12 protein-coding genes are annotated in these 12,832 nt (G+C 70.1%); 7 read left to right on the top strand and 5 right to left on the bottom strand.

The window, feature by feature from the left end; genetic code table 11:
- Positions 1–200: 200 nt before the first annotated feature.
- Positions 201–1,121 (top strand): PucR family transcriptional regulator, encoded by a 921-nt coding sequence (locus ACYUD3_RS20365; protein WP_470971831.1) that lies wholly within the window; start codon positions 201–203, stop codon positions 1,119–1,121.
- 15 nt (positions 1,122–1,136) lie between these two features.
- On the opposite strand, the gene ACYUD3_RS20360 is transcribed toward ACYUD3_RS20365, so the two are convergent.
- On the bottom strand, positions 1,137–1,406 hold the full coding sequence (locus ACYUD3_RS20360) for a hypothetical protein (protein WP_470971829.1): 270 nt from the start codon (positions 1,404–1,406) through the stop codon (positions 1,137–1,139).
- Positions 1,407–1,615: 209 nt separating this feature from the next.
- On the opposite strand from ACYUD3_RS20360, the gene ACYUD3_RS20355 reads away from it, so the two are divergent.
- Positions 1,616–1,897, top strand: a complete 282-nt coding sequence (locus ACYUD3_RS20355; RefSeq protein ID WP_470971827.1) for a LuxR C-terminal-related transcriptional regulator — start codon at positions 1,616–1,618, stop codon at positions 1,895–1,897.
- A 38-nt stretch (positions 1,898–1,935) separates the two neighbouring features.
- On the opposite strand, the gene ispG is transcribed toward ACYUD3_RS20355, so the two are convergent.
- From ispG to ispH, 3 genes are read right to left on the bottom strand one after another with little or no spacing between them, the layout of a single operon-like run.
- Complete coding sequence (gene ispG, locus ACYUD3_RS20350; protein ID WP_470971825.1) at positions 1,936–3,081, bottom strand: flavodoxin-dependent (E)-4-hydroxy-3-methylbut-2-enyl-diphosphate synthase; 1,146 nt, start codon at positions 3,079–3,081, stop codon at positions 1,936–1,938.
- Complete coding sequence (locus ACYUD3_RS20345) at positions 3,078–4,901, bottom strand: 1-deoxy-D-xylulose-5-phosphate synthase (protein ID WP_470971823.1); 1,824 nt, start codon at positions 4,899–4,901, stop codon at positions 3,078–3,080. The genes ispG and ACYUD3_RS20345 overlap by 4 nt, the downstream gene beginning before the upstream one ends.
- 29 nt (positions 4,902–4,930) lie before the next feature.
- Positions 4,931–5,881, bottom strand: a complete 951-nt coding sequence (gene ispH / locus ACYUD3_RS20340; RefSeq protein WP_470971821.1) for a 4-hydroxy-3-methylbut-2-enyl diphosphate reductase — start codon at positions 5,879–5,881, stop codon at positions 4,931–4,933.
- A gap of 258 nt (positions 5,882–6,139) precedes the next feature.
- On the opposite strand from ispH, the gene ACYUD3_RS20335 reads away from it, so the two are divergent.
- Together ACYUD3_RS20335 and ACYUD3_RS20330 are read left to right on the top strand one after the other, a co-directional pair.
- Complete coding sequence (locus ACYUD3_RS20335) at positions 6,140–7,045, top strand: SAM-dependent methyltransferase (protein WP_470971820.1); 906 nt, start codon at positions 6,140–6,142, stop codon at positions 7,043–7,045.
- An 88-nt stretch (positions 7,046–7,133) separates the two neighbouring features.
- A complete protein-coding gene (locus ACYUD3_RS20330) occupies positions 7,134–7,958 on the top strand; it encodes a methyltransferase domain-containing protein (protein WP_470971818.1) in 825 nt (274 codons plus the stop codon).
- Between the two features lie 146 nt (positions 7,959–8,104).
- On the opposite strand, the gene ACYUD3_RS20325 is transcribed toward ACYUD3_RS20330, so the two are convergent.
- On the bottom strand, positions 8,105–9,346 hold the full coding sequence (locus tag ACYUD3_RS20325; protein WP_470971816.1) for a cytochrome P450: 1,242 nt from the start codon (positions 9,344–9,346) through the stop codon (positions 8,105–8,107).
- Positions 9,347–9,665: 319 nt separating this feature from the next.
- Between ACYUD3_RS20325 and ACYUD3_RS20320 the strand changes: the two genes are divergently transcribed.
- From ACYUD3_RS20320 to ACYUD3_RS20310, 3 genes are all read left to right on the top strand, one after another.
- Positions 9,666–10,670, top strand: a complete 1,005-nt coding sequence (locus ACYUD3_RS20320) for a polyprenyl synthetase family protein (protein ID WP_470971815.1) — start codon at positions 9,666–9,668, stop codon at positions 10,668–10,670.
- Between the two features lie 87 nt (positions 10,671–10,757).
- Entirely contained in the window at positions 10,758–11,912 is a 1,155-nt protein-coding gene (locus ACYUD3_RS20315) for a cytochrome P450 (RefSeq protein WP_470971813.1), read from the top strand.
- Positions 11,913–11,922: 10 nt separating this feature from the next.
- Positions 11,923–12,819 carry a UbiA family prenyltransferase gene (locus tag ACYUD3_RS20310; RefSeq protein WP_470971812.1) on the top strand — a complete coding sequence of 299 codons (897 nt, stop codon included), beginning with the start codon at positions 11,923–11,925 and terminating at the stop codon, positions 12,817–12,819.
- Positions 12,820–12,832: the final 13 nt, after the last annotated feature.

Here is a 12,832-nt window from a genome sequence, read left to right as displayed (position 1 = left end):
AGAGTGCCGTGCCGAAACCCCACACCACTTCGGCAGGAGAACTTTCTCCGGCGTTTTCCCCTTCCCTTTGGCTCCTCCAGCGGCCCTCAAATACGTGCCTGACCTAAAAGACCGCCGAGAACCGTCTCGGCGGCGTCTACAGAAAGCATCAGGTGCGGGCTTATGGGGGGAACCGCACCCTTAGGGAGGTGAGGTAAGAAATGACCGAAACGATGGGCAGGTTATGCTCTCCGGCCGATGCGCTCCGCCCCGCGCCGGAGGAGGACAGGGTCGCCGAATTCAGGGCGAAGGTGCGGGCCGCGGGCCAGGAGTGGACCGGCAACGAGCCGGACGAACTGGTCGAGCTGCTGACCAAGGCGGCGGAAGGCGATCCGCGACTGGCCGCGATCGTGCGGGCCGGCGGCGACCTGTTGCAGGACCTCCTCGACGGACACCGGCGAAAAACCACCGCCGACGCCTCGCGTGATCTGGCGGGAGACCTCGCCGACGGTCATCCGCTGCCCCCGGACGTGCTCGAAGGACTCACCTCCCGATACCTCATCGCCGTGCTGCGGCTCGCGGACCCCGGCTGCCAGGTGGGCGAGTTACGCGCGGTGGCGGGGGAGGGCACGCTGCTGACGCACCGGGACGGCAACGTTGTCCTGTTCATGCCGGCGACCGGTCCGGGCAGCGGCGAGCGCTCGGTGGCGCGGCTGACCCAGTGGCTCGGCGGCAGGGGCTGGCTCGCGAGCGCGGAACGGGACCGGGAGAGTCTCGTCGACGGGTTCGACGAGGCGTCGTACGTGCTGCGGCTGGTGATGGCGGGGCTGCGGCCGAGCGGCGCGTACACGATCTCGGACGTGTGGGTGGAGTACGCGGTCACGGTGAACGAGCAGGCGCGCACCAGTCTGGCCGCGATGATCAGGCCGCTGCGGGCGCACAAGGCGCTGTGGGAGACGCTGGCCGCCTTCGTCGACTGCGACTACAGCAAGAACAAGACCGCCCGCAGCCTGTTCATCCACCGCAGCACGCTCGACTACCGCCTGCGGCGGATCGGGGACGTCACCGGCTGTGACCCGACCACCGGCAGAGGCGCGCAGATGCTGACCGCGGCGATGATCGCCGAGGCCTTGCAGAGCTGACCGGCCGAAGGCGTCTCACTCCCGGCCCGCCGCAGTGCTGCCGCCGGTCCGCCACAGATAGCTGCGCACCGAGACCGACGCGGCACGCATCGCCGCGCGGATGTCGTCGAGGTCCTCGCCGGCCAGCCGGCCGTGCGCCGAGGTCAGCGTGGGCAGCATCAGCCGGGCCGCCTCCAGCAGGCACTGCACCGCGTCCAGCTGCGCGCTGGCCGGCAGTCGGCTCAGGTCGTCGTACAAGGTCTGGATCAGGGCGTCCGGCTGGGCCGGTCCTCGAAGCTGCTCCACTGGTTGAGTCTCCTCCCCGGGGTACGAACAAGAACGGAATTCCGCAAAATTTGGATGGAATTCCGAGGCGGACGGAAACCGGCGGACCGCGTCGGTAAAACAGTGACAAAGAGTGAGGGCCGACTTAGGATCTTACTCCAGTGCTTCTCGCTCCGTGTTTCTCCGGTTATGGTCCCGGCCTGGCCGGCGGTAAGGAATGGATGGGTGCCATGGATATTGACCAGAACGGCCGTGAAGTGCCCCAGTCGGTCGGCGGCTGGGGTCTCAGCTCGGTCCAGGCCAGGATCCTGGAAGGGGTTGCGGCCGGCTCCTCCAGCGGCCGGCTTTCGCGGGAGCTGCATCTCAGTTCGAAGACCATCGACTATCACGTCCGCGTCATGTCCGACAAGCTCCAGGCACCGAATCGGGTCGCGTTAGTCTCACGGGCGTTCGTCCTTCAGATTCTGCGTACGGACGCCTGGCCCCCGCGCATTGTGTGCGAAGCGGATTGACGTTTCCCGCCCGTTCGCTTTACTCCGCCGATTTCCGGTCATCCCTCCACGTCCACGCCCATCTCCTCGGCGATACGGACCGCCTCGGCCAGGAGGGTCTCCACGATCTGTGACTCCGGGACCGTGCGGATCACCTCCCCCCTCACGAAGATCTGGCCCTTGCCGTTGCCGGCGGCGACGCCGAGGTCGGCCTCGCGCGCCTCGCCGGGCCCGTTGACGACACAGCCCATCACCGCCACCCGCAACGGCACCGGGAACCCCTCAAGTGCCGCGGTCACCCGCTCGGCGAGGGTGTGCACATCGACCTGGGCCCGGCCGCAGGACGGGCACGACACGATGTCGAGGCCCCGCGGCCGCAGCCCCAGCGACTCCAGGATCTGCGTACCGACCTTGACCTCCTCGACCGGAGGCGCGGAGAGCGAGACGCGGATGGTGTCGCCGATGCCCTCCGACAGCAGCGCCCCGAACGCGACCGCGGACTTGATGGTGCCCTGGAAGCGGGGGCCCGCCTCCGTCACCCCGAGGTGCAGCGGGTAGTCGCAGCGGGCGGCGAGCGCGCGGTACGCCTCGATCATCACCACCGGGTCGTTGTGCTTCACCGAGATCTTGAGGTCGGTGTAGCCGTGCTCCTCGAACAGCGAGCACTCCCACAGCGCCGACTCCACCAGCGCCTCCGGGGTCACCCCGCCGTGCTTGCGCAGCAGCCGCTTGTCCAGCGAACCGGCGTTCACCCCGATCCGGATCGGGACGTTCGCGTCCTGGGCGGCCCGGGCGATCGCGCCGACCTGGTCGTCGAACTGCCGGATGTTGCCCGGGTTGACCCGCACCGCGGCGCAGCCGGCGTCGATCGCGGCGAACACGTACTTCGGCTGGAAGTGGATGTCGGCGATCACCGGGATGCCCGACTTGCGGGCGATCGCCGGCAGCGCCGCCGCGTCGTCCGCCGACGGCACGGCGACCCGTACGATCTCGCAGCCCGCCGCGGTGAGTTCGGCGATCTGCTGGAGCGTGGCGTCGATGTCGGCGGTGGACGTCGTGGTCATCGACTGCACCGACACCCGCGCGTCGCCGCCGACCGGGACCGCGCCCACCATGATCTGGCGGGAGGTCCGGCGGGTGGCCACCGACAGCGGCGGGGCCTCGTCCTTGCGGCGTACGGGTATGCCCAGGTCTACGGTCGTCAATGTTCCTCCCCTGAGTGGACCGGCCGGCTGCCGGGATCGTCGAGGCCCGCCAACGCCGGTGCGGCGTCGAGGCCGGTCAGCAGCTCCGTCACGGCCCCGGTGACGTTCTGCGCGGTCAGCCCGCAGGCGGCGAGCACCTCGGCCCGGGAGCCGTGGCTGAGGAACCGCCTCGGGATGCCGAACTCGCGCAGCGGGGTGTGCACATCGGCGTCCCGCAGCGTCTGCGCGATCGCCGAACCGACGCCGCCCGCGCGGCTGTTGTCCTCGACCGTGATCGCGAGCCGGTGACGGCGGGCCATGTCGGCGAGCGCCGGGTTGACCGGGGTGACCCACCTCGGGTCCACCACCGTCACCCCGAAGCCCCGCGCCCGCACCCCGTCGGCGACGGTCAGCGCGAGCCCGGCCAGCGCGCCCACCGCGACGATCAGCACGTCCATCGAGCCTGACCGGCGCAGCACGTCGATCCCGTTGAACGTCGCGAGGGCCGGCAGGTCCTCCCCGGCGGGGCCCTTGGGGAACCGCAGCAGGGTCGGGCCCTCGTCCCACGCGACCGCCTCGGCCAGCAGCTCCGCCAGCCGGGCACCGTCCCTCGGCGCCGCGATCCGCAGGCCCGGCACGACCTGGAGCACCGACAGGTCCCACATGCCGTTATGGCTCGGCCCGTCGTCCCCGGTGACCCCGGACCGGTCGAGCACGAAGGTCACCGGGCGGCGGTGCAGCGCCACGTCCATCAGCAGCTGGTCCAGCGCGCGGTTGACGAACGTCGAGTAGATCGCCACCACCGGGTGCACCCCGCCCATGGACAGCCCGGCGGCCATCGTGACCGCGTGCTGCTCCGCGATGCCGACGTCGATCACCCGCTCCGGGAGCCTGCGTTGCAGCGGCAGCAGGCCGGTCGGCTCGGCCATCGCCGCGGTGATCGCCACGAGGTCGTCCCGCTGCCCGGCCAGCTCGACCAGGGCCTCGGCGAACACCGAGGTGAACGACCGGGCCGGCGTACCCAGCGGCTGCCCGGTGCGCGGGTCCGCCGGCCTGATCGCATGGCCCAGGTCCAGCTCGTTGGCCTCGGTGCGCGGATGGCCCTTGCCCTTGGCCGTGATCACGTGCACCACCACCGGCCGACCCAGCGCGTGGGCGCGACGCAGCGCGTCCTGGAGGGCCGGCACGTCGTGGCCGTCGACCGGGCCGAGGTAGGAGAGCCCGAGCTGTTCGAACACGGTCGGGGTGCGTCCGGCCCGCAGGTCGGCCAGGTGCTCGGCCAGCCCGCCGACCGTCGGCGCGTAGGACCGCTGGTTGTCGTTGAGCACGATGACGAGCGGCCGGTCCGGGCCGCCCGCGATGTTGTTGAGCGCCTCCCAGGCCATGCCGCCCGTCATCGCGCCGTCCCCGATGACCGCGACCGTCGCCCGGTCGCGTCGGCCGAGATGGGCGTCCGCCCTGGCCAGCCCGTCCGCGTAGGACAGCGCCGTCGACGCGTGGGAGTTCTCCACCAGGTCGTGCTCGGACTCCTCCCGGCTCGGATAGCCGGAGAGCCCGCCCGACTTGCGCAGCCGCCCGAACCCGTCCTGACGGCCCGTCAGGATCTTGTGTACATAGGACTGGTGCCCGGTGTCCCACAGCAACCGGTCGCGCGGGGACTCGAACACCGTGTGCAGCGCGATGGTCAGCTCCACCACACCCAGGTTGGGCCCGAGATGGCCCCCGGTGGCGGAGACCCGCTCGATCAGGAACGCGCGGATCTCCCCGGCCAGTTCACGCAGCTGACCGGCGCTCAGCTCACGCAGCCGCGCCGGGTCGCGCACGGTTTCCAGCATCGCCATGTCGAACAGCGCTCCTCAGTCTCGATCGGTCACGGCGCGTCCGCCACCCCGGTCAGCCGCGCGGGCGGGGAGAACACGATGTCCTCGGTCGCCACCCGCTCCACGGACGTGTCCGCGTACCCGAGTTCGGCGAGCCGGTCGAGCAGCTGGTCGACGAGGATCTCCGGCGCGCTCGCCCCGGCGCTCACGCCGACCGTGCGCACCCCGGCCAGCCACGCGGGGTCGAAGTGCGTGACGTCCGGCACCAGTTCGGCCCGGCCGCCGAGCCGGCGCGCCACCTCGACCATCCGGATCGAGTTGCTGGAGTTCGTCGAACCGACCACCAGCACCAGGTCGCACCGGTCCACGATGGCCCGGATGCCGTCCTGGCGGTTCTGGCTGGCGTAGCAGATGTCGTCCGTGGCGGGTCCGCGCAGGCCGGGGAAGCGGCGCCGGAGCACGGCGATGATGTCCTTGGTCTCGTCCACCGAGAGCGTGGTCTGGGTGAGGTAGGCGACCGGCGCGTCGGGCGGAAGGTCCAGCGCCTCCGCGTCGGCGACCGTCTCGATGATGACCGTCTGCTCGGGGGCGTGCCCGTAGGTGCCCTCGACCTCCTCGTGGTCCGCGTGCCCGACCAGCAGCAGCGTCAGCCCGTCGCGGGCGAACCGGCGGGCCTCCTGATGCACCTTCGCCACCAGGGGACAGGTCGCGTCGATCACGTCGAGCCCGCGGCTGTCCGCGTTCTGACGCACCCGCGGGGAGACGCCGTGCGCGGAGAAGACACACACCGCGCCCTGTGGCACCTCCTCCTCGGAGTCGACGAACCGGACCCCCCGGCGCTGGAACTCGCGCACCACATGGTGGTTGTGCACGATCTCCTTGCGGACATAGATCGGCGCGCCGTGCTGTTCCAGCGCGAGGTCGATGATGGCTATCGCCCGGCGCACGCCGGCACAGAAACTCCGCGGCTCGGCCAGCAGAACCTGCTTACCGCCACTCATTCTCACTCCGTGAGTAGAAACCGACTCCTTCTCAGGAAGTCCTTTCTGGCACTGATGCCGCTCAGCGGCTGCCAATCTGCAACGCAGTCTAATCCAGACCGTACGCCGCTCCCGCTAGGATTTTTCCTAAGCCGGGGAGGCTTTCCTTTAGGGTTTTTCCTAAGCCCGAAGATGATTACGCTCCGTCGTTGACAGCGCCTGGAGAGCTCGCTCAGGATGGAATGCGGCCCCGCATTCCGAAGCCTTGGAGGAGTGACCGTGTCAAACCTGGATGAACGTTCGAGTTCACCTCAAGCAGTCCTGGACCCTGAGGTGAAAATAGTCGGCCAGTACTACGACGACAAAACGGCAAGGCTCGTCCGCAAATACGGGCCCGGACCCAGGATTCACTATCACGTAGGTCACTACCCCGACGCGCGGACGCCGCTCGATCTCGACAGCGCGACGCCCGAGGCCATCCGCGACAGCATCCGCCGCCACCAGACGGCCCTGCTGCGCTTCGGCGCCGAGATCTGGGGCGCCGAACAGCGGCTGTCGGGCCGGATCCTGGACGTCGGCTGCGGTCTCGGCGGGGGCTCGCTCTTCTGGGCCGAGGAATTCGGCGCCGATGTCACCTCGGTCACCAACGCGCCCGAACACGCCCCGCTGGTCGAGGGGTTCGCGCAGGAGGCCGGCGTGGGCGCGAAGGTCCGCACACTCGTCTCCGACGCCATGCACCTCCCCATCGGCGGCGAACTCTACGACGCGGCCGTCGCCATCGAGAGCAGCGGATACTTCAACCGCCCGCAGTGGTTCCAGCGGCTCGCGCGCGTGCTGCGCCCGGGCGCCAGCGTGTGCATCGAGGAAGTCTTCATCACCCGCCCGCACGGGGCGGACGTGTGGGCCGAGTACTTCTACACGAAACCGGCCACGGTGCTCGACTACGCCGAAGCCGCGAAGGCCGCCGGTTTCGCATTGGTCGACGACGTCGACACCACGGCGCAGACCGCGCCCTTCTGGGACGAGAGCACCGCCTGGACGAAGGCGGTACTGGAGAACGACGACAGCCTTTCGGCGGTCGAGCGCAGGAATCTGCGGATCTCCCTGATGGCGAACCAGGCGCTGGGCACCGAATGGCGCGCGGGCGGCCTGAAGCTGGGCTTCCTGCGCTTCGAACTGAAGTGAGCGACGGGCGATCACACGGGCGCTCGGCTGGGACCGCCCAGCCGGGCGCAGTGGTTTGAGCGGCTTTCACAACGATACGGAGTTCCTCATGACCCAGTTCCCCGCTCCCATCGACGTCGCCGGCGTGTACGACGGGATCGGCCAGATCTACGGCTCCGCGTGGGGCCCCAACAAGCACTACGGCTACTGGGAGAACGACGCCGACGACAGCTCCGTCGAGGTCGCCACCGACCGGCTGACCGACATGATGATCGACGGCATCGCCGCCAAGGCCGGCCAGCGGGTCCTCGACATCGGCTGCGGCATCGGCCACCCCGCGTTCCGGCTGGTGCGCGCCACCGACGCGAACGTCCTCGGCATCTCCGTCAGCCACGTCCAGGTCGCGAAGGCCAACGAACTCGCGGCCGAGGCCGGGCTCGCCGACCGGGCGTCCTTCCAGTTCACCGACGCGATGGACATGGCCTTCCCTGACGGCTCGTTCGACGCGGCCTGGGCGTTCGAGTCGATGTGGCACATGCCCGACCGCGGCCAGGTGCTCGCCGAGACCGCCCGCGTCCTGCGCCCCGGCGGCCGGCTCGCCCTCGCCGACGTCATCGAGCGCGGCCCGGTCACCCCCGAGGGCCGCAAGGTCCTGGACCACATCTGCGCGAACTACGCGGTGAGTTCGCTGGGCACGATCGACGAGTACCGGACGGCGCTGGCCGCCAACGGGTTCGTCGACGTGGAGATCCGGGACATCAGCGACAACGTCGGCCGGACCCTCGACCTCATGGCCGACGCCGTGGAGACCGTCCGCGACAAGCTCGTCGCGCTGGTCGGCGAGGAACAGGCCGGCTCGCTCATCGACTTCATGCGGCTGTCCGCCGCCGCTCCGGAGAGCGGCTATCTGTTCCTGACCGCGGTGCGCGGCTGACCTGACGCCGCACTCGTTTCTGGCCCGCGCCATATCCCGGCGCGGGCCAAAAACATGACCCCGCCCCATCGAATCCGGCAAGCCGAAACGGCCCGCCGGTCGAAACCGGCGGGCCGTCACGCGATACCGCGACACCGAGAACCAGGTCAGCCCAGCCCCGCGGAAGCCAGCGTCCCGTCCGTGTCCCCCGACGCCACCCCGCCCCGCCGCACCCGCAGCTCGGTCAGCGCCCGCAGCGGGAACACCGGCCGGTGCCGTGGCGCCGCCCCCGGCGCCAGCTCCAGATCCGGCATCCGCGCGGCGATGGCCTGGACCGCGACCTCCAGTTCGAGGCGGGCGAACCCGGCGCCGAGGCAGAAGTGGATGCCGTGCCCGAACGCGAGATGCGAGGCGGACCCGCTGCCCGGACTGAACCCGGCCGGACACGCGTGCGCGCGGCTGTCGCGGCCCGCCGCCCCGTACAGCAGCAGCAGCCGGCTCCCCGCCGCCAGCCGGACCCCGCCGACCTCCACGTCATGAAGGGCGGTGCGGTACATGCCGGCCAGCGGACTGTCGAAGCGCAGCCCCTCCTCGACGAGGTCCCGGGTGGAGACCGTCCCGTCGACCACCTTGGCCCAGCCGTCAGGGGACCGGAGCTGCTGGAAGAAGATCGTGCCGAGCGCCTCGGCGCAGGTCATGTGCCCCGCGAAGATCAGCGTGGGGACCTGCACGGAGACCTCGTCGGGGGTGAGCGTGTTGCCGCCCTTGCCGTCGTGCAGCAGCTCACTGATCAGGTCGTCCTGCGGCGCGGCGAGCCGCTCCCGCACCAGCGAGCGGGCGAACGCCCCGAATTCCATCAGCCCGCGGGCGTATTCACGCAGCCGGTCGGGGTCGGTGTAGCTCTGCAACATCATCAGCTCGATGCGCTGCTCCGACCACAGGCGCAGGCGGTCGAGGTAGTCGTCCGGTATCCCCAGGCGCCGGCAGATCACTTCGAGGGCGTACGGGACGGCGAACTCCGTAATGAAGTCGAATTCCGGCTCGGCCGCGACCCGTTCGACGAGGCCGGCGGCGATCGTACGGACCGCGGGTTCGAACTCCCTGACCCGGGCCGGGGTGAATCCGACATTGAGCACGTCCCTGATCCGGGAGTGCTCGGGCGGGTCGAGCGAGCCGACGGCCAGCGCGCCGGCGCCGCGCCAGGTGCGCAGCATCCGGGTCACGTCCTCGGGCAACTCGACCTTGGCACGCGGATTGTGGTCACGTGCCGTGAAGTTCCGGTCGTCCCGGAGCACGGCGACCATGTCCTCGCGCCGGGTCACGCACCACGCGTCGAGCAACGGGGCGTAGAACACCGGATCCGTCTCGCCGATACCGGCCAGAAACGAATACGGGTCGTCGCGATGCACGCCGTACGGGTCGAACGACCTGTCCTCATGTAATTGCCCAGAATCAACTGACATAGCCATTCGGCCTCTCAGGCTTTCAGTGAATCGTTACCACGGCTACCGATCTCCGGTGCAGTCTAATCCAGACCTCCGGCCGTCTTCTCTAGGGTTTTTCCCAAAGCTGTTTGGGGTTTTTCCTAAGGTCGGAGTGGGGTGCGCGCCGCGTCGTTGACACGGCCGTGAGAGGTCGTTCAGGATGGCGTTCAGAAAGATCACGCTGATTTTCGGTGATGCAATTCGTGAACCCATGCGCTGAGTTCTGACCAGGAATTGGGAAGGCATGCGACCGGAGGAGATTCCCGATGAGCAGTCCGAAGTGCCGTCCGTCATGCGGCAGCAGGTCTCCGCACTGGAGCCGACCCTGGCCCGGATCTGCTCCTACCACCTAGGCTTCGCCGACGAACACGGTGACCCCAGCGCCGCGCAGGGCGGCAAGCTGACCCGCGCCTCCCTCATGACGACGGCGGCCGAAGGGGTCGGCCTGCGCCCCGAGGACGTGCGGTGCCAGGCGGCGGCGCTGGAGCTGCTGCACAACTCGACCCTGATCCACGACGACATCATCGACGCGGACGACCTGCGCCGCGGCCGTCCGGCGGCGTGGAAGGTGTTCGGCGCGAGTCTGGCGATCCTCGCCGGGGACGCGTTGCAGGCGCTCGCGCTGGAGATGGTCGTCGACGACACCGGACCCGGCCGCGCGGAGATCTCCAGCGCGTTCGCCGACGCCGTCCGGCTGGTGCTCGCGGGCCAGGCCCGTGAACTCACCGTCCGGCTGGGGGAGGGCACCGGCGTCGCGCAGTACGACCGGATCGTCGAGGAGAAGACGTCCGCGCTGCTGGAGTGCGCCCTGGTGACACCCGCGCTGCGGGCCGGCAGCCCGGAGCACGTGCTGAGCGCGCTGCGCGGCGCGGGCCGGCATCTGGGCCTCGGCTTCCAGATCCTCAACGACGTCGAGGACATCTGGGGCGACCCGGCGGTCACCGGCAAGCCCGTCCGCAGCGACATCCTGCGCCGCAACCCGAGCTTCCCGGTACTGGCGGCCCTGTCCGCCGACAGCCCGGCCGCCGCACGGCTCCGCACGCTGTGGCACGGCGACGGCACCACCGAGGCGCACCTCCAGGAGATGGCCGACCTCGTCGAGGAGACCGGCGGCCGGCGCACGGCCGAGAAACTCTCCCGCGGCCACCTCGACACGGCCCTGGAACACCTCGGCCGCGCCGCACTGACCCCGGCCGCGACCATTCAGCTGACCGCGCTGTTCGACCGCATCGTCCATCGCACGGCATGACCTGCTCCTGTACGTCGTGATCGTCCTCGACACGGCGGTCCGAACCTCGATCTCCGGCGGAGGCCGTCAGTGAGTACCCCAGCTCAATTGCCTTTCGAGCAGCCGAACGTGCTGCACGTCCCCCCAGAGCTGCGCACGCTCCAGTCCCGGGGCGCGGTCCACCGGGTGCGCACCGCCGAGGGCGGCGAGGCGTGGCTGGTCACCGGCCACGCCTGGGTGCGGCAGCTGCTCGACGACGACCGGCTCGGCCGCTCCAACCCCGACCCCGAGGCCGCGGCGAAGGACACCGGATCGGCGCTGCTCGCCAATCTGCTGGGCGACTTCGCCACCGACCACGCCCGGCTGCGCGCGCTCCTGGAACCGCACTTCTCGCCCGAGCGGATGCTGGCCCTGCGGCCCTACGTCGAGAAAGTGACCGGGCAGCTCCTGGACGCGCTGGCCGGGCAACAGCAGCCGGCCGACCTGCGCGAGGCGGTGGCGCTGTCGCTGCCGATCCAGGTGATGTGCGAGTGGCTGGGCGTGCCCCAGGAGGACAAGGACCGCTTCGGCGGCTGGACCCAGGACGCCGCCAACGTCGGCGACCCGGCCCGCTCCCGGCAGGGGCTGGGCGAACTGTTCGGCTACTGCCGGCAGCTCGTCGCCGACAAACGGCGGCATCCTGGCGACGACGTGATCTCCAGGATCTGCGCGACCGAGGGCATCAAGGACAACGAGGTCCTCGGGCTCACGGCGCTGCTGCTGTTCGGCGGCTACGAGACCACCGTGGCGCGCATCGGCTCCTGCGTGTCGCTGCTGCTGGCCGAACCCGGGCAGTGGCAGGCGCTGGTGGCCGACCCCGGCCTGATCCCCGCCGCGGTCGAGGAGACTCTGCGCAGGTCGATGCCGAACGCGCACAACGGCGGCATGCCCCGCTACGCGCTGACCGACTTCGAGATCGACGGGGTCGCCGTCCGGGCCGGCGACTTCGTGCTGCTGAACATCATCGCGGCCAACCACGACGAGAGCGCCTTCGCCGACCCCGGCCGCGTCGACCTCACCCGCGACACCACCGGCAGCCTCGTGTTCGGGCACGGCGCCTACGCCTGCGTCGGCGCGACGCTGGCCCGGATGCAGCTGGGGGTGGTGCTCACCCAGCTCGTCGCGCGCTTCCCGGCGCTGCGGCTGGCGGCCGGGGTGGAGGAGCTGAAGCTGCGCCACAACACGCTGATCGGCGGGTTGATCCAACTTCCGGTGACATGGTGATCGGGTCCTGATGCTGCACAAGATATCCACTGACGTCGTCACGAAGAGCCCGGACTCGGTCCGCGCCTATCTGCTGCTGATGCGCCTGGACAGGCCCACGGGGTACGTGCTGTACCTGCTCCCGGGCTTATGGGCCGTCGTCCTCGCCGCCGGCCGGCGCCCTGATCCGCTGACGGTGGTCGTCGTCGCCGTCGCCGCCGTACTGGTGCGCGGCGCGGCCTGCGCGGTCAACGACGTGGTCGACCGGGACGTCGACATCCGCGTCGCCCGCACCGTCACCCGGCCCGTCGCGGCGGGCACGATCAGCGTCGGCAACGCGCTGCTGTTCGCCGCCGCCCAGGGCGTGGTCGCGCTCGGCGTCCTGGCGGTCGCGAACACGGAGACCGCCGTGGTCGCCGCGGCCTCCTACCCGCTGATCGTCGCCTACCCCTTCATGAAACGCGTCTTCTTCTGGCCCTCGGCGTTCCTCGCGCTGGTCATGAGCGTCTACGTGCTGATCGGCTGGACGGCGGTGACCGGGAGCTACGACTACCCGCCCGCCGTGTACGCCCTCTACGCGTGCGGGGCGTTCTGGACCCTGATCCACGACGCGGTCTACTCCCACCAGGACAAGGAGTACGACCGCGACATCGGCGTCAAGTCCTCCGCCCTGCTGTTCGGCGCGGCCACCAAGGCATGGCTGGCGCTCTTCGCCCTGGTCAGCGTCGGCGGTGTGCTGTGGGCCGGCTCCGAGACGTCGATGGGGTGGGCGTTCTACCTGCTCGTCGCGGTCGCCGGAGTCTTCCTCGGCTCCCTCCTCGTGCGGGTGGACCTGGACGATCCGCAGTCGTGCTGGGACACCTTCGTCGCCAACACCTACTTCGGCTGGATCCTCCTCGCGGCCGTGCTCGCCGGGCAGTTCACATGAGGGGCGGGGAATC

This window comes from Streptomyces sp. AMJ-169 (assembly GCF_055597585.1).
Note: the sequence above shows the minus strand (reverse complement) of the source record. Positions and strands in the feature narration are given on the sequence as shown.

Excerpts from the sequence above, each read along its gene's own strand:
- ACYUD3_RS20365 (WP_470971831.1), top strand. The coding sequence starts at position 201 with ATGACCGAAACGATGGGCAGGTTATGCTCTCCGGCCGATGCGCTCCGC.
- ACYUD3_RS20355 (WP_470971827.1), top strand. The coding sequence starts at position 1,616 with ATGGATATTGACCAGAACGGCCGTGAAGTGCCCCAGTCGGTCGGCGGC.
- ACYUD3_RS20320 (WP_470971815.1), top strand. The coding sequence starts at position 9,666 with ATGCGACCGGAGGAGATTCCCGATGAGCAGTCCGAAGTGCCGTCCGTC.
- ACYUD3_RS20310 (WP_470971812.1), top strand. The coding sequence starts at position 11,923 with ATGCTGCACAAGATATCCACTGACGTCGTCACGAAGAGCCCGGACTCG.
- ACYUD3_RS20330 (WP_470971818.1), top strand. The coding sequence starts at position 7,134 with ATGACCCAGTTCCCCGCTCCCATCGACGTCGCCGGCGTGTACGACGGG.
- ACYUD3_RS20345 (WP_470971823.1), bottom strand. The coding sequence starts at position 4,901 with ATGGCGATGCTGGAAACCGTGCGCGACCCGGCGCGGCTGCGTGAGCTG.
- ispH (WP_470971821.1), bottom strand. The coding sequence starts at position 5,881 with ATGAGTGGCGGTAAGCAGGTTCTGCTGGCCGAGCCGCGGAGTTTCTGT.